This is a genomic window from Gammaproteobacteria bacterium, assembly GCA_029880545.1.
Classification (GTDB): Bacteria; Pseudomonadota; Gammaproteobacteria; order Acidiferrobacterales; family SZUA-150; genus JAOUOD01.
The window spans coordinates 65,585-81,692 of the sequence record JAOUOD010000012.1; the positions used below are offsets into that span (position 1 = coordinate 65,585).

General features: G+C 52.4%; 13 protein-coding genes and 3 tRNA genes. 2 read left to right on the forward strand and 14 right to left on the reverse strand.

Annotated elements, in window-relative coordinates; all coding sequences use genetic code 11:
• Positions 1-19: 19 nt before the first annotated feature.
• The 10 genes from OEZ10_12890 to OEZ10_12935 form a co-directional block, all read right to left on the reverse strand.
• The gene (locus tag OEZ10_12890) at positions 20-1,465 is read right to left on the reverse strand and encodes a chemotaxis protein CheW (protein ID MDH5633872.1); all 1,446 of its coding nucleotides are present in this window, start codon (positions 1,463-1,465) and stop codon (positions 20-22) included.
• Positions 1,452-1,946: a hypothetical protein gene (locus OEZ10_12895; GenBank protein MDH5633873.1), complete on the reverse strand. Its 495-nt coding sequence runs from the start codon at positions 1,944-1,946 to the stop codon at positions 1,452-1,454. The genes OEZ10_12890 and OEZ10_12895 overlap by 14 nt, the downstream gene beginning before the upstream one ends.
• Positions 1,943-4,885, reverse strand: coding sequence for a response regulator (locus OEZ10_12900; GenBank protein ID MDH5633874.1), 2,943 nt, complete (start codon positions 4,883-4,885; stop codon positions 1,943-1,945). The genes OEZ10_12895 and OEZ10_12900 overlap by 4 nt, the downstream gene beginning before the upstream one ends.
• Positions 4,886-4,909: 24 nt before the next feature.
• Positions 4,910-6,754, reverse strand: coding sequence for a methyl-accepting chemotaxis protein (locus tag OEZ10_12905; protein MDH5633875.1), 1,845 nt, complete (start codon positions 6,752-6,754; stop codon positions 4,910-4,912).
• Positions 6,755-6,840: 86 nt separating this feature from the next.
• Positions 6,841-7,413, reverse strand: coding sequence for a chemotaxis protein CheW (locus OEZ10_12910; protein ID MDH5633876.1), 573 nt, complete (start codon positions 7,411-7,413; stop codon positions 6,841-6,843).
• Positions 7,414-7,520: 107 nt separating this feature from the next.
• Positions 7,521-7,883: a response regulator gene (locus OEZ10_12915; protein MDH5633877.1), complete on the reverse strand. Its 363-nt coding sequence runs from the start codon at positions 7,881-7,883 to the stop codon at positions 7,521-7,523.
• 35 nt (positions 7,884-7,918) lie between these two features.
• Positions 7,919-8,284 (reverse strand): response regulator, encoded by a 366-nt coding sequence (locus OEZ10_12920; protein MDH5633878.1) that lies wholly within the window; start codon positions 8,282-8,284, stop codon positions 7,919-7,921.
• 82 nt (positions 8,285-8,366) lie between these two features.
• Entirely contained in the window at positions 8,367-8,801 is a 435-nt protein-coding gene (locus OEZ10_12925) for a response regulator (GenBank protein ID MDH5633879.1), read from the reverse strand.
• A gap of 479 nt (positions 8,802-9,280) precedes the next feature.
• Positions 9,281-9,928, reverse strand: coding sequence for a response regulator (locus tag OEZ10_12930; protein MDH5633880.1), 648 nt, complete (start codon positions 9,926-9,928; stop codon positions 9,281-9,283).
• Positions 9,928-11,265 carry a sensor histidine kinase gene (locus tag OEZ10_12935; GenBank protein ID MDH5633881.1) on the reverse strand — a complete coding sequence of 446 codons (1,338 nt, stop codon included), beginning with the start codon at positions 11,263-11,265 and terminating at the stop codon, positions 9,928-9,930. Before OEZ10_12935 ends, OEZ10_12930 begins: the two co-directional genes overlap by 1 nt.
• Before the next feature lie 415 nt (positions 11,266-11,680).
• Between OEZ10_12935 and OEZ10_12940 the strand changes: the two genes are divergently transcribed.
• Together OEZ10_12940 and OEZ10_12945 are read left to right on the forward strand one after the other, a co-directional pair.
• Positions 11,681-13,360 (forward strand): EAL domain-containing protein, encoded by a 1,680-nt coding sequence (locus tag OEZ10_12940; GenBank protein ID MDH5633882.1) that lies wholly within the window; start codon positions 11,681-11,683, stop codon positions 13,358-13,360.
• A 90-nt stretch (positions 13,361-13,450) separates the two neighbouring features.
• Positions 13,451-14,029, forward strand: coding sequence for a hypothetical protein (locus OEZ10_12945; protein MDH5633883.1), 579 nt, complete (start codon positions 13,451-13,453; stop codon positions 14,027-14,029).
• Positions 14,030-14,096: 67 nt separating this feature from the next.
• Here OEZ10_12945 and OEZ10_12950 read toward each other — a convergent pair whose 3' ends face one another.
• From OEZ10_12950 to OEZ10_12965, 4 genes are all read right to left on the reverse strand, one after another.
• Positions 14,097-15,137 (reverse strand): LbtU family siderophore porin, encoded by a 1,041-nt coding sequence (locus tag OEZ10_12950; GenBank protein MDH5633884.1) that lies wholly within the window; start codon positions 15,135-15,137, stop codon positions 14,097-14,099.
• A 190-nt stretch (positions 15,138-15,327) separates the two neighbouring features.
• Positions 15,328-15,403: transfer RNA gene (locus OEZ10_12955), tRNA-Lys, on the reverse strand.
• 82 nt (positions 15,404-15,485) lie between these two features.
• Positions 15,486-15,561, reverse strand: a tRNA-His gene (locus OEZ10_12960).
• A gap of 435 nt (positions 15,562-15,996) precedes the next feature.
• Positions 15,997-16,073, reverse strand: a tRNA-Pro gene (locus OEZ10_12965).
• Between the last annotated feature and the right edge of the window lie 35 nt (positions 16,074-16,108).

Here is a 16,108-nt window from a genome sequence, read left to right on the forward strand (position 1 = left end):
CGCTCCTGGTTACCCAGGCTTATACCTTGCCTTCATTGAATCGTTGCCGCCAATCGTGGTCCTGGTTGCCAGGATCAGACGGTTGCATGGTCGCGCCAGTTTCCCGGGGTAAATCAGGATCAATCTCAACGTGATCCGTCGACTGGTCGCGCATCTGCGCCTCAACTTCCTCGTCAGATAACAAAAATAATGGCTCTTCGTCCGATAGCAGGAAATCCTGTTCTGTATCCTGGAATATCGCCGGGTCACTATCCACGACTTCTGTGCCAGGCAGAACCGCTGCGTCCGTCAAGCCCGATTCAATCGGTTCACCGAGATTGACTTCGTCGGCAAGCAGGCCGCCGCTTCCAACAATGCTTTCACGGTATGCTTCAAGCGAGGCCAGTGGATCGTCAATTCCAGCCATCGTCTCGGCCAGGCTTATCGGCGTCGGGAAATCATCGTCATCCATGGCTGGCACGGCATCATCAGGCAAGGCAATATCGTCAAAGGAATTGAAATTTCCACCGCGTTCCTTGTTCTGGATGGTTGTCCATGCGTCCGGCTCAACGATTTCATGTTTCGGAAAATCGTCCGTTTTCTCATTGAATCCAGGCTGTTGTTCGCGATCCCTGGCTTGACGCGCCAGCGCCTGCTCCAGGAAGCTGGTACCGCGACCGGCTGATTCGTCGGTGCCCGTTACCGGGATATTTTCGGCAGCTTCTACACTGACGGTTGCCGCCAATTCAACATCTGTAGGTGACTGTTCAACCAGCAATGCTTCCTGGTCCGGCTCGGTATGATGATCCGCGGATTCAACATTGCCTGCTTCCACCGGTTCGAAATCCGCAGGCGACTGTGCGGCCAACGATACTTCCTGGACCGGCTCGTTATTGTAATGAGCTGCAGTTTCAACACTGCCTGTTTCCGCAATTTCTACATCCGCAGGCGACTGTGCAGCAAACGATACCTCCTGGTCCGGCCTGGCATGATGATCTTTTGAGCTCACTGACAGCGCTGATGCATACAACTGCTTTAACATCGATGAAAACACATGCCTCACGTTCAATATCGGTACGACCCGTTCACCATCTTTAACACAGGCCATTGCGAGTGATTTCCATGCAACCGGTGTATTCGGTACCGGGCAGGCCATATCGCTGGATACCATGATATTTGCCGGTGCTGCGCGCAGCACTACCGCTCCATTCTGAATTGGCTCACCGGGCGCGGCCTGGTATGCCAATACCATCACGCCTGCCATGTCCACCAGGGATGTTGCCGCCGGGTTCAGCACCGACGCCAGATCGATAACCGGGATAATTCTGTCTCGCCACAAGATGACTCCCGGTGAGTACACCGGCGCCATAGGTACTGGCATGATATTGATATCGGCAGAAACCAGGAACTCCACCATGCTGTTACCACCAACAGCAGCCTTGCAGGTTCCGTCGAGTGGCAATAACCAGGCTTTAGTCTGAGCCATAACGCGCCTCCAGTTCCGCCATGTATTTGACAATGCCACCACTCTTTGCTGCCGCAACCATGTTTCCTTCCAGTAATGAAAGCCATTGCAATGGTGATTCTTCGTTAGCCATGCACTCGGGCATCGCCTGTAGCGACAAGTCATCGTCCGACGGCAACATGCGTATCTGGTCGCACAATAGTCCGACCTGCTTGTCGCCGGCATCAAACATGATGCAAAAACGCCGTGTTCTCGGCGGCATTTCCTGGAGTTCAAGATGAGCACCCAGGCTGTACGCCGGCCACATCCGGCCATTGCGATCCAGCCAGCCGGCCTCAGCCTCTCCGTCCACTGATACTTCGAGGGCGGAGGCAAGCTCTATAGTGGACGCATCTTTTTGGGGAATCGCCAACTTGAGATTGTCGATAGACAATATCAGCCAGCCCGGCACTTCCCGAACCGGCTGGATATTGTCATTCAATGGTATGGCTACCTGGTTCATGCTGCCTCACTCAAACTGGATTTCAACAGGGCCAGCAAATCTGCTTCCCTGTATGGCTTGGTTACATAGTGGTCAACACCGGCGTTCTTTGCCTGCAAGCGATGCTTGTCCGCCGTTCTCGAAGTAATCATGATTACCGGAATATCCCGGTAATCGGTTTCACCGCGGATGTGCATTGTCAGCTCCAGGCCATTCATGCGTGGCATCTCCATATCCACCAGCACGGCGGCCGGCCGGTGCTTCTTGATCTCATCAATGGCATCCATTCCGTCCTTGGCCGTTCTCACCCTGAATCCATTGCCACCAAGCATTAGACTCAAGGCGGTACGAACACTCAGCGAATCGTCAACGACCAGAATATCGTCAAGAGCGTCCGCCCTGGATGGATTGCGTCGATTGACCACGCTTACTTCGGCACCGTTGGCGGAAGTCTGTTGCACCAGGTCTGATATTTCCAGTATCGGTATCACGCGACCATCGCCGAGAATCGAGGCCCCGATAACGCCCTTTATGGCATTGATTCGCCTGCCCATGCTCTTGATTACGAGATCGCGACCACTGGTTACCTTGTCAACAACAATGGCAAACTTCTGATCCATAACCCGCATCAGGATCACCGGGCGCTGATCATGTTCCTGGCCAAACCGTTGTGACTCACCAAGTCCGACCAGGGATCCCAATGAATAAATCGTACAGTTATCCTGCGCATCCTTGTAAAACCAGCGATTGCCGATCTTCCTGATATTTGATGCGCCACCGTAAACAATGCGGTCAAGGTTATCTGTCGGAATCGCAAAGACCTGGTGTTCGGCTTCAGCCAGCAAACAGTGGGTGATACCGATGGATATCGGCAGGCGCAAGGTAAACGTGACGCCCTGGTCAACCCTGGTCTTTATGCTGATGGAACCTTTAAGCCGGGTAATACTGGTGTTGACGATATCCATGCCGACACCGCGACCTGAAAGCTCGGTGACTTTGGCGCTGGTGGAAAATCCGGGTTTCAGAATCAGTCTTGCAATATCTTCGTCAACAATATCTTCCCTGTCCGTAATCAGTCCCTGCTCGACGGCCTTGTTGTGAATTCTGAACAAATCCAGACCGGCACCGTCATCACTGCATTGAATAACCAGGTAGTTGCCGTCACGTGAAAAGCGTATTTTGATATTTCCGGTTTCGTCCTTGCCCTTGTCCACGCGACTACCGGATTTTTCCAGTCCATGATCAACGGCATTTCTAAGCATGTGCTGGATCGGGTCTATCAGAACATTCACCATCTGGTCGTCGAGCATTACGTCGCCGCCCTCAATGACCAGTTTTGCTGACTTGCCGGACTTTTCCGCTGCCTGCCTGACTGTACGCTGCAGCCTGGGCTCGAGTGTTGATACCGGCAACATTCGCGAGTTCATCAGCAGGTTATGCAGCTCGTTATTCTGCAATGTCTGCTGGTTAAGCGCCGATCCGACTTCAGACAACATGTCCAGGATACGTGATCCCAGTAACTGAAGGTCAGCGATATTTTCTACAAATCCGTGGACTTGTGTATGCAGTTCACTGTACTGATCCATTTCAAGCGGATCGAACCCCGGCGACACGACGCTGGTCCCATGTATTGCGGCCTGGGCATGACGCTGTCCCGCTGCAACACCCTGCGTATCAACCAGGCCTTCCAGGGTATTGGCTCGATCCCACAATGCACCCTCTCGTTCACGCAATTCGGATACAAGCTTCAAAGAATTTTCCAGTCGCTCCTGGATATAGCCGCGGGAAATTGCCATTTCACCGGACACGCGAAGCATGTCATCGATAGAACGGGCAGTTACACGTATTTTGGGCTCAACAACAGGCCTGGTTGCCGCCGGCTGAGGATCCAGTCTCGGCTCTTCCGGGGCGGAGACCTGTCTTGATGTTTCGTGTTTTGTCGAAGCCGGCTGTTCTTCGAGCGCTGCCGGTTCGGCCGCAGGCTCTGCAACTGCTGAAAACAGCTGTTGATCACCATCTTGCTCGCTGCCTTCACCTTCCTTTTCATCTTCAGGCTTGATCTCGCCGCGATCAATGGCATTGGCAACATCCAGAACCCGTTGCAACACATCCATTGACTGCGGTGGCTCGGCACGCTGGTCAAGCAAGGCTTCAAACTGTTCTTCAAGGCAATCAGCTACGGCGAGCAACAACCTGCCAAGCTTGCCACGCGGAGTAATGGCGTTATCGGCCAGGTACTCAAGAATATCCTCTACGTGGTGACACAATACGGCAACACCACGCACACCTACCGTGTTCGCAGCGCCCTTGACTGCGTGGACAACGCGCCTGGCTTCATCCACATCATCAGCCCAGCCTTCTCCGCTGATAATCTTCTGGATTGTTTCCGAGTACAGCGCCGCCTGCAACGGGCCTTCGGTCAGGAAAGCGTCGAGCAACAACGGGTTGATATCTTCAGCTACCTTCAGCTGAACATCTTCGGCCTCGGCGACAAGCTGCCTGGGCTCGCCAACTTCATCGCTTCCGGCCTCGCTGGAAATAGAATGCAGGCTGACCTCAAGCTGACGCGCCTCGTCATCGGTCATCGGATTTGGCCAACGATGGTCACTCATATAACAGGCAAGTTCCCTGCTGTAGACACCATCCTTGGGTGCCCGCAGATAACCCAGAGCAAGACGTGGCCAACGATCAAATATCAATCGCTGGTCTTCGCTGCCGCCCGGGTCGAGCAATCCGAGATTTTTCTCTAGATGCTCACACACCTGTTGCAACCCGGCCAGCTCAAGCACCCGGCAGGCGCCGGCAAGACGCTGAATCTGCTCTGTGTAACTTTCCACTGCGTGACCGAACTGATCCTGATTACCTGCAGCGGTAGTCATATCAGCCAAGGCCGACATGACTACCCGGTCAAGCTCGGACACTTCGTCAGCCAGAACTGCCAATACTTCGGGTGACGGCATATCACTACCCTCTTGCGTAGTTGGTTAGACGGCTTTCTTCAGCGGTTCGGCTACGGCTGCCTGGCGCACTGATTCAGGCAAGACAAACGCGCCTACAGCAGAAGCCAGTTCCGCACCCAGGGCATCCAGCTGGGCAACTGTCTGTTCTACCAGCGCCATTTGCGATGCCGCCTGTTCTGCCAATTCTCCACCCTTTACTACCTCGGCGATGGTTTTATCCATCGTTGCGATAGTATCACCGGTTTCAACCTGGATACCGCTGACAAGTTTGGATATCTGTTCTGTAGCTTCCTTGGATGATTCGGCAAGACGTTGTACTTCGTCAGCAACCACCATGAACCCGCGACCTGCTTCACCGGCCTGGGCGGCCTGCATGTTGGCGTTAAGAGCCAGTACGTTTGTACGTTCAGCGATGTCATCGATAAGCTTGATAATGCCGCCGATTTCCTGCGAACGTTCGCCAAGTCGCTTGATACGTTTTGCCGTTTCCTGGATGGTACCCCGGATGTCATTCATACCCTTGGCGGTACCCAATACCGTTTCCTTACCCTTACCGGTAATGTCACGCGCGTGGGATGATGCCTGTCGTACCTGGCCGGACGCGCGATCCACTTGCGCCAGTGTCGTGCTGATACCGTCAGCCATCTGGTTGATGGAGTCTGCCAGGGCGCCGGTGATATCCTCGTTTACCGGTGCTTTCGTGGTCAGGTCACCCTTACCCAGCCTGGATACAGAACGCAGGATGCCGATAACCGAGTTGTTCAGCATTTCGTTCATTTCTTCCGTCTGCATGAATCGGCCTCGTTCTTCGATCATTTTGTCGAACGCTTCACTCAATTCCTGCAATTCATCACCGGTCATAATCCCGGACCGCACATCAAGCTTGCCAGACGCAAACTCATGGATCGTATCCTGCAGCGTTGATACCGGGCGCGTAATATTACGCACGATCAGGAACATCAGGAATGCCATCAATGCACCGGTGCCCACCAACATACCGTAAAACACGGTCTTGGTAACAATGCCGGAACGTTCAAGTTCGTTAGCCAACTGTGCCACCTGGTCTATTTCGGTCTGCTCCATCTGGTCCAACTGTGGATCCACAGTTGCGAAACCGGCCTGGAATTCGGCAATATGTTCGGACAACTTCAGGTAACCTTCGGCCATTGCCACGAACTTTTCCGAATAGTCCCGACCCAGTTTTTCTATATTAGCCTTGGCGCCACCGGAGATTTTCGTCCGATCAAGCAGGCGCCGGAAGTCAGACCACTCTTCCTGGTGTTGCTTGATATACTTGGCATCACGACGCAGAAGAAAGTCTTTTTCATGACGACGCATCGTCAGCAAGGACGCAGTCAGCTCAGCTGAATTGGCTTTCTTCAGCGCATCTTCAATTCCGTGCGCCGCAGTTCGCAGTTCGCCCTGCAAACCTTCTTCATGGGTGTAGCCCAGGAGCTCCTGTTCCTTGAATGCTTCCTCTACCTTGGCCTGGTTGAAACGCAACTGGTCGCGCGGCCCGGTTGTCAGCGCTTTTTCTTCCGCTGTATGCGCCTCTTCAATCAGCTCGTTAAGCAATCCGTCGATCTTTTTCATCTTCGCGATACGTTCATCCCTGTCCTTGGCATTTGGTGCTGCGAAGAACCGGCCTACGTTAACACGGGCTGATTCCAGCGTCTGTTTTACCAGCGATATCTGGTTTCGAATCGTCATGGCTTCCGAGGTACGTACGGAGGCATTATCTGAAACGAGCGTGGTATAGAAGAACACACTGGCCACGATCAAAAACGTCAGACCGAGCAGTGCGCCCATGAGCGTAAACTTCTGTCCGATTGTGCGGCCCTTAAGCCGAATATTTGGGACCAACTTCATGTTACATGCCTCCTTCCGGGAACATTCAAATCAAATGCCACGTGGCTAATTAGGAAATAAAAAATCATTCTTTCGTTTTACGGTGCTCAGTTCATGCTTTCCGTCAACGAATCCAGAAAACCGTCATGATCCAGGTCAAACCACAACTGGTCCGCCTTTTCGTACACACCGGTAATATGTTCCTTGACAACATCCGGAACCGGTGGAGAGTCATTCCTGCGACTGCCAGGCTCAAGCACCATGCTTCGGGGCAGGCCGTTTATCATCATGCCGATTGCTTCATCACCGTGACCGAATACCAGCAAGTAAGGCACCTCATCAATCTGGTTGTCGAGCCCGAGGGCCAGGGCCATATCTATAACGGGTACAAGGCCGCCACGAACATTGGCCAGTCCCTTGAACCAGTTCGGCGTATTGGGAATACGACTACATCCCGGAAGTCTCAACACTTCGCGTGTTGCGTCCTGCGGAACCAGTAAATGCAGATCACCAACACGAAAACTCTGTCGGGTAACTGCACGCGCCTCCCGCCTGTCTTTCGCAACCGATGACGCGGATTCTGATGGCAAAACAAATTGCTGCTCAAGAGCGGCAATGGGATCAACCACATCATTGGCTGTGTCATCGGTGTTCAATACGGCAGAGATATCTGACGCCATAACCATATTCCTTCGGGTTGCTAAATCTGCATATCAGGCAGAAAATGTATCCAGTCCGGAGCCGAATGGATTGGCACTGAAAATGCCAATCCGATTCCGATCACTCTTTACAACGCCTTGACCTGGCTGAGTATCTGTTCCGCCGTATAGGGCTTGGTGATATACCCCTTGGCTCCCTGCTCTTCGCCCCAGATCTTGTCGGTTTTTTCTCCCTTGCTGGAAACGAGCACTACCGGAATACCGGATGTCGCGGCATCCTTGGTAATTGCCCGGCAAGCCTGGAATCCGTTCATTGGTTCCATGATGACATCCATGAATACCGCATCCGGCATTTCACTCTTGGCCATACTGACCGCTTCTTCACCGGAACTTGCAGTAATCACGGTGTAACCTCCACCGGAAAGTATCTGTTCCAGGTTTTTTCGATCGGTATCAACATCATCAACTACCAGAACTTTATTTATTGCCATAACATTCTCCTGCACCATATCTAGGGCTGATCAAATCAATTGAGACTGCTCAATTGTTCAAGAATTTGTTCTTCGGTATAAGGCTTGGTGATATACCCGGAAGCACCCTGCTCCTCCGCCCAGACGCGATCAGTCTTTTCCTTTTTGCTGCTCACCAGGACTACAGGAATTCCCTTGGTCTCCTCGCCCGTCGTCAGCGCCCGGCATACCTGGAAGCCGTTCATGTCATTCATGATGATATCCAGCAGAATGGCATCAGGTTTTTTGACCTTGGCCATTTCGATAGCATCTGTTCCATTGGAAGCACTGAATGTCGTATATCCTGCTTTGGACACAATGCCTTCAAGCTTGTGCAGATCGGTAGATGAATCATCAACCACGAGAACCTTCTTAATTGCCATGCTTATTGCTCCTGTAAATATTTCAACGATTTCAAAACAAAATACTATCCGTACCTGCGTTATCAGCCCATACCAGCCTGAATCATGCGCCTTGCTGTTGTACACGGACCATGCCATTACGCCTTTCAAGCGGCAGGTATTTATTGATCGCGTGCAGCAGGTGCGCCCGTTCCAGAGGCTTGGTCAGGTAAACATCCGTTCCAGCCATCATTCCGCGCACCTTGTCAAAGGTTGAGTCCTTGCTGGTCAGCATTATTACCGGCGTTGCCTTGGTGCGACGATCGCCCTTGATTTCCTTGCATACACGGTACCCGTCTATACCGGGCAGGATGACATCAAGAAAAACGATGTCATACTCCTTGTTTTTAACGAGTACTACGGCGTCCTCGCCGTTGTCCGTGAACTCCACATCAATTCCCAATGGTGTCAATGTCAGATCCATTAACCGGCGAAGCGTGGTGCTGTCATCCACTACCAGTGCAGTGAACGTATTCCTGTCTCCGGAGTCTTGCCCCATGTTGAACCTCTGATAATTCTCAATAAAAAGACCGTTTCAGCACTTCCGGGATACCCGGAACCTGCCCTGCATGCATCAATTCCAAAGTCCTGGTTTTTCGATTAACAGGTGGACCAACGACCCCCGTCATGCCAACCAGCCTGGTTATCCGGTTCCGATACCGGCTTGCGCGGCAACCGCGCACATTACAAATAAGTCACTGAAGTAAAGCATGCAGGCTAAAAAGCGATATGAGGAATTTTTGACAAATTGATGAGGAATTCTTGACTCGTGGATGTTCCGGCACACATTACACGTGGCAACCGGGTAAAACAGGAAGGATCCTGCCCCATCCTTAAACAGGGTCTCTGGTCTTGTTACCTCTTTCGGAGCGCTAAAAGCTGGAAGATAACGATGCGGAATATGTGGAAGCCTTATCGCCCGGCATGCATAAGGGAAATCATACTGGCGTCAATAAGGCAGGTGTGTGGCAAGAGCGCCTAAGGTTCGATAATCCCTTTTCGTATGGCGAGATGTGCCAGTCCTGCAATGTTATTGACGTTTAATTTCTGCAGTATTCGGGTCTGGTATGTGCCGACTGTTTTTGAACTCAGAAACAGGGCATCCGCCACCTCGTTAACGGATTTTCCTTCAGCCAGCATTCTGAATACTTCAAATTCTCGCTCGGACAGTTCCTTGACCGGGTCTTCTTCGCCGGCAATTCCGTGAAGGGCAATCTTTTGCGCTATATCTCGCTCAAGAAAGACCTCACCCTTTGCGACGCATCGGACCGCACTGAGCAGCGCTTCAGGTGCAGTGCGCTTTGACAGGTAGCCAATCCCTCCTGCCTGTATGACCCTGGTAGGAAAAATCACATCCTGGTGAACGCTCAGCACCAGTATCCTGGCTTTTTCATCTTTCGATCGAATTCGTCTTATGGCTTCGAGACCGCCGATACCGGGCATCGTAAGATCCATAATGGTAACGTCCGGGTGGAGCAACATGTGTTCACGGTATGCCATCTCGCCCGAATCCACCTCGGCAACCACGGTCATATCCGGAGCATCATCAAGCAATCGCCGTATACCGGCGCGGATAATCGCGTGGTCGTCAGCCAGAAGTACGGTGATGGTATTTTCTTTTTTCATTACATACTTCCTTTTGGTGCAGCCTTGGCTGATCGATCCGATGATTTGCTGACCGGGATCAGCGCCACTACCGTAGTACCCCTGTTACGCGCAGACTGTACCTGCATTTCACCACCAAGGCTCTCAACCCGTTCGCGCATACCCAGCAGACCAAAACCGCTGCCGCTGTGTCGATGCGTTCGAGTCATGCCTCGGCCATTATCTTCAACGCTGACCACAACATGGTCATCCTTTTCTGTTGTTACACGCACCAGCATGACATGAATCCGGGAGGCGGCCGCATGACGAATTACATTGGTCGTACATTCCTGGATCATTCGATATATGGATATATTGACGTCTTCTTCAAACCCATCAATCTCGCCGGAAATGGTAAGCCTGCAGGGCATTCCGGGTCGCCGCTCCCGCCAGTCCTTCATGTAGGATTCGAGTGTCGCCAGCAGTCCCAGGTCATCCAGCACCGTAGGTCTCAAGCGCCTCATCATTGAATAAACGACGTCATAGATGTGGCTGACAACTGCAATTATCGCTTCCGAACTTCGGTATATCGAATGCTCCCGATCCTTGCTTCGGCTGCTGATAAGAACCGCATCGGTTTTGATCGCGGTAAGCGATTGACCAAATTCATCGTGGATCTCGCGTGCAAGCTTGCGATACTCCTGCTCCTGTATACCGATTAACTGTCTGGACAGTTTCCTGTTTTCCTGACCAAGCTTGTCACGCTCGATCATGCGCCCGACCATTTTGGCGGCTACTCGCAACAGTCGCTCATCATCTGAACTGCATTGGTATTCACCGGGAATCTTGAGCAGCATGACGCCATAAAGTTCATCACCACCAAGATAAATCGGCAGGCAATAACAGGAGTCGGTCAGAGGTGCTGATGAACAATCTGATGAACCACCCGGAATCACAAACGCTGACCGGCCGGTCAGCACTGACTCCAGGTCTTCAGCTGTAACGGGGAATTCAGGACAGCACCCGTGCAGATCAAAATTTTCCGGGCCTGTCGTGACAGATCGCCAGTTTCCCGCATAATCCGCTTCGAGCAGCACTCCCGAGACCTTTTCCTTGGCCGGACCCCAATCCAGGGATGTCAGGGCTTCAACAATCTGCGCGATTCGATCGTGTATAAAGCTCGGTGATTCCACGGCTTCGAGTACCGCTTCCAATACAAGCAGATGCGCGTTTCCGGGAATACTGGAATCGGCTGCCAGGCTAACAACATTCCGATCCCCCTGCCGAGACTCTTCGTGGTCGCCATTCGCCGAATCATTGGGTTCCATTCCGAATCCACCAGCCAGATCATGGTCCAAATCGGTTCCTGCCATCTTCATGAGACGCTCTCCCAAAACTTCTCAACCAATAACCCGCCGCATTCCGATTTTTAGGCGCCAACACTTGCTGAAAAATCACAGAAATCTACTGAACCGCGAAATACCAAATGTTGACTTTTTATTTATCCAACACCAAAAAAAGGTAAATTTCTGCTCCTCCTAGAGCATAGCCGCCCCAGAAAGTCATTCAACCCAGTTCACAAAACGTTACATTTAATAACTAAAATACTAAGTAAATTTGCAATTTAGAAATACCTGACCCCTTTCAGGAAACCGCTTGTTACGCAGTCATAACCCGGCCCCAGCCTGTTGTCTTTATGTGTTCCCTGATATATTGCCAAACAGAGCATGAACACCCCTGCAACCCCGGGTCTTGTCTCACAATAACAACGGGAAGCGGAGAACGAGGAAAGTTATGGACGCAAAACCTCTCGGCAACGATCACGCTGCAGACGAGACTTCACCCGCCGAACAAATTCTGGGTTCCCTCAGTGACGGTGTAGTCGGTATTAATCGGGCTAGCGAAATTACATTCATCAACCCTGTGGCCTGCAGCCTCACCGGGGTGACGCGCGGGGAAATCATAGGGCAGCCGCTGTCCAGCGTTTTTGTTATCGAAGGCGGTGCGCACGCCCTGGAACCCGACTATATACAGCGGATTCTCAACCGGCAGGTTGGAATTGGCCCGATTACCAAGCAGCAACTCAAGCCTCGCTCAGGCGAATCCATCCTGATTGATTACAGCATTACCCCTTTGGACATGAATCTGGCTGTCATCATGTTCCACGACCTGAGTCATATTGAGCCGGCCAACCGCACCCTGCTTTACCAGCTCAGTTATGATCCGCTCACACATCTGCCCAATCGCGACACCCTGCAGCAAACCCTGAACCAGGCGCATAATCGCTTTATCACCCAGCAAGGCATGTACTGTGTTCTGCTGCTTGACCTCGATCGATTCAAGCTGATCAACGACTGCTACGGTCATTCCACCGGTGATGAGTTGCTGAAGCAACTGGCAAGACTCATGGCCGAATGCCTGCGCCCCCAGGATAGCCTGGGCCGCTGGGGTGGTGAAGAGTTTATCTGCATACTGCCGGACACCAATCTTGCTGACGGTTATGCCATCGCTGAACGAATTCGCAAAAAACTTGCGGATCATGTCGCCAGAATCAACAGTCGTGATGTCACTACCACAACCAGTATTGGTATCGCCAGTTACCCCGTAGATGGCGCTACCACGGAAGAAATACTCCGGGTTGCCGATTCAATGCTGTATGAAGCCAAGCGGGACGGCCGAAATACCACGTTCAGCAGCCTGACCAACAAGGTCAATATCCTGTCTATTGCCAGTCAGCTTGAAGAAGCGATTGAAAACGATACGATCGTCCCGGCCTACCAGCCTATTGTTGACCTGGCTACAGGCAATATCGTCGCTGATGAGGTCCTCGCGCGCATTGATGACAAGGAAGCCGGCCTTGTTGAGGCCGGAAAATTTATTGATGCCGCCTTGCAGCTGCAGTTAATCCACAAGATTGACCACACCATCATCAAGCAGGCCATTATGTCCTGCAGCGTGAACGTACTGAGCGGTGGTGCGCCACGGCCACATTTCATCAATATATCCGCTGATCTTTTGCGTCATCCCGAGCTGGTTCAGGACATACTCGATACCGCTATCGCCCAATGTACTGCGTGCGGTGATGCCATAGGTGACGAAAAACCACTGGTTATCGAAATCACTGAGCACCAGCTCATCAGCAACGTCACGGAAGCAAAAAGAATCCTGCAACCGTTCCTGGATTTTGGCTTGCGCCTGGCAGTCGATGATTTCGGCAGCGGCTATTCGTCGCTGCACTACCTTGCCGACCTGCCGGTATCATTCCTCAAGATTGAAGGCTCGTTGATCCAGCGCGTTACCACTGACAGGAAAGTGCGGGCTATTGTCAAAGGCATTCAGAATATTGCCGATGACCTGGATCTCACCACTATTGCCGAATATATCGAGAACGAGGTCACCTATCGTGCGCTGCAGGACCTGGGCGTATCCTGGGGCCAGGGATATTACTTTGGCGAGCCCGAGCTGAAGCAGTAACAGAAAACCCTTCCCCGGTTCCATTGACATGCTACCGACTACCGGGCGTGTCGCTGCAACCAAACCGGAACGGCAAACAAGGAGAAAGGTATGATAGGAAAGAAAAATGTTGTGTTCGGCTTCCTGTTTCTCGCGCTAAGCGCAATTCTCGGCCCCGTCATGATCGTAAAATACATTCCCGATGTGCAAGCCACAGCGACCGCAAAACAGGAGAAAATAGGATTCCTGCAACAGGCGGCAGAATCAGGATTCGAAGTTGACCTGGAGCCCATGGACGCCAAGACACTGGCCCAGGCCAACACAAAGGCGGTACTGGCACTGTCTGCCGACCTGAACAGCCAGTCGGCCATGGACATGATCAAGGGTGGACCACACGCACACGGCAATCTTGAGGCGTTGCTGAATATTGTGGTTGGAATTTTTCTTGGTTTTGTCGCTGCCAAACGACTGTTCAAGCAAATAATCAGCTGGATGTTTATCATCGGTACGCTGATGCATGCCGGCCTGCTCTACGCATCACGCGCACTAGGTCAGGGCTGGGCTGACAGCATCATGTTTTCACCTGTTGGCCCGGTCGGTCCGGCGCTGATCGTACTTGGCCTGGTTCTTTGCGGCGTCATTGCCATTACCGGTTTTCGCGGCGAGCCGGTACGCGACAAGCTGATGTAACTAAACGGCCTCGATCGGGCCGGCAAACCACCATCGGTTGCCGGCCTTGACGAGGTTAATGCAAGAACTAGAACTCCATGGCCAGCTGCACGGTAGTTGTCTTCGTGGTTTCCCCGGTACCGCCATCAGCAAGACTATAGTCGTCTTCGGTCATGCTCTCGAAAGCCAGCGTCGTCTTGTCGTAAATCGCAATGCGAACAGCGGCCAGGCTGCGCGTTTCGGGCAAGCCGAGCGCAACAGCTTCCTCGGTAGTTTGTTTGCCGGCCGCAACGGTCATCTCCATTCCGCCAACCGGAAATGAAACGGCAATTTCGGAATTGGTAGCCACCGGTTGTGCGCCTCGAGCCTGCCACGCCAGTTCTGTCACATCGAACTCGTCAGCGGCGCTTACCTGTTCAACGATAATACTTACCGGTTTATAGGCAACCTGAAGAAATGCCGAGTTGCCAGCGACATATTGAACAAGTTCAGGTGCCGCCAGGTTACCGCTAATGCCGTCTGTATCCGCTATGTTGTTGATATACCCGGCACCCACGGCAAAACTTACAGGACCTTCTTCAAGCGTATACGAAATCGCGTAGCCGTACTGGTCAGCCTCGTCATTACCCGCCAGCGCATCGCTGGCTTCAATGGTATCGCCATTAAACGTAAATCCGGACAGCGTAATACCGGCCTCTTCCATTCCTGCCTGCAACGCTGCTTCACGGATTTCGCCCAGTTCAAGCGTCAACGGATCCGAGATCATATTGCTGTCATAATGTCCAAACGGGACAAACATTCTTCCGGCAGATACGAAATAGAGGTTGTTCTTTGCATGTACCGTAATAGTTGCTTCGTCAACTTCCCATGGCTCCGTAGCCCCGTCTTCATGCAATACGAGTATATGACCATCAACAAATTCATTAAGCTTTGCATCGATGCCCAGCTCAACAGTTGCCAGCGCATAACCGCTTTCCCGCGTGCCATCATCAAACTTCACGGCACCGTATTCAGCTTCTATTACGCCGCCAATTGCTACGCTGTTCTCGGCCCACGCGTTTGATGCCGGGATTAGCCCGGCAATCATTAATATTCCTGCATACCCGTTGATAAACCTGAAATTATTCATAGCTGCTGCCTCCTGCAGGTCATCGCCGACGATGAACCCAAATTTACGCTGTTGCGACAAGATATAGTCGTTGCAAACTGAAAAAACAAGAAACCAGTCAAAATGCCACCACTCTTGTTATTGCCAGCAGCAGTAGCGCCATGATGGTCAAAGGAATCAGAAGTCGGGCAAGCAACATGGAAGGAGGAATTGGTGGGCCGTGTAGGGGTCGAACCTACGACCATCGGATTAAGAGTCCGGTGCTCTACCAACTGAGCTAACGGCCCACGGGTCTGGATTGATGTTTCAATCCACTACTGCTCCCCGCCGGGGGTGCCAAGCATAGCCGAAACTTGCTCGACAGGAAACTGGGGTGAACGATGGGACTCGAACCCACGACGACCGGAATCACAATCCGGGGCTCTACCAACTGAGCTACGCTCACCATTGTACTGCTGCTTTACTCTTGCCTCGCCCCGTTACCGGGCCGGTATAAATTATACCGGTATAGCGTATGGCGCGCCCGACAGGAATCGAACCTGTAACCTACGGCTTAGCTTACCCGCTACAGCTTTCGCTGCCGAAGCTGTTACCCGATAGTTCGGGCAGCAATTACTCCGTTTGGAGTCTGGACTATATCTTCACCATCTCAGGTGGGGCACGTATAGTCTCTACGGATCCCGGGTCGATGCTGCTGTCCCGGTTTCCTCGGTATTGCCATCGCCGTGACGCGTTAAGGTTCCACCGATACAGTGCCCTGCACTTTGCCGATTCCTGGTTCCCGGCAAAGGCTCCTAGTGGCAGTCCGTTCATTGATTTTAGCAATGACGACTTACCGCTCAAAGGCCGTTGCTCTATCCGATTGAGCTACGGGCGCATTTGGTCGGGGTGGAGGGATTCGAACCCCCGACACCCTGGTCCCAAACCAGGTGCGCTACCAGGCTGCGCTACACCCCGAATTTGCCATTATAGCCGCTCCATACTGCTGTCGC

What these genes read in the sequence shown, in the direction of transcription:
- OEZ10_12940 (MDH5633882.1), top strand. Translation starts at nt 11,681, where the DNA reads ATGGACGCAAAACCTCTCGGCAACGATCACGCTGCAGACGAGACTTCA.
- OEZ10_12930 (MDH5633880.1), bottom strand. Translation starts at nt 9,928, where the DNA reads ATGAAAAAAGAAAATACCATCACCGTACTTCTGGCTGACGACCACGCG.
- OEZ10_12910 (MDH5633876.1), bottom strand. Translation starts at nt 7,413, where the DNA reads ATGGCGTCAGATATCTCTGCCGTATTGAACACCGATGACACAGCCAAT.
- OEZ10_12935 (MDH5633881.1), bottom strand. Translation starts at nt 11,265, where the DNA reads ATGAAGATGGCAGGAACCGATTTGGACCATGATCTGGCTGGTGGATTC.
- OEZ10_12895 (MDH5633873.1), bottom strand. Translation starts at nt 1,946, where the DNA reads ATGAACCAGGTAGCCATACCATTGAATGACAATATCCAGCCGGTTCGG.
- OEZ10_12900 (MDH5633874.1), bottom strand. Translation starts at nt 4,885, where the DNA reads ATGCCGTCACCCGAAGTATTGGCAGTTCTGGCTGACGAAGTGTCCGAG.
- OEZ10_12925 (MDH5633879.1), bottom strand. Translation starts at nt 8,801, where the DNA reads ATGGGGCAAGACTCCGGAGACAGGAATACGTTCACTGCACTGGTAGTG.
- OEZ10_12890 (MDH5633872.1), bottom strand. Translation starts at nt 1,465, where the DNA reads ATGGCTCAGACTAAAGCCTGGTTATTGCCACTCGACGGAACCTGCAAG.
- OEZ10_12920 (MDH5633878.1), bottom strand. Translation starts at nt 8,284, where the DNA reads ATGGCAATTAAGAAGGTTCTCGTGGTTGATGATTCATCTACCGATCTG.
- OEZ10_12915 (MDH5633877.1), bottom strand. Translation starts at nt 7,883, where the DNA reads ATGGCAATAAATAAAGTTCTGGTAGTTGATGATGTTGATACCGATCGA.
- OEZ10_12945 (MDH5633883.1), top strand. Translation starts at nt 13,451, where the DNA reads ATGATAGGAAAGAAAAATGTTGTGTTCGGCTTCCTGTTTCTCGCGCTA.
- OEZ10_12950 (MDH5633884.1), bottom strand. Translation starts at nt 15,137, where the DNA reads ATGAATAATTTCAGGTTTATCAACGGGTATGCAGGAATATTAATGATT.
- OEZ10_12905 (MDH5633875.1), bottom strand. Translation starts at nt 6,754, where the DNA reads ATGAAGTTGGTCCCAAATATTCGGCTTAAGGGCCGCACAATCGGACAG.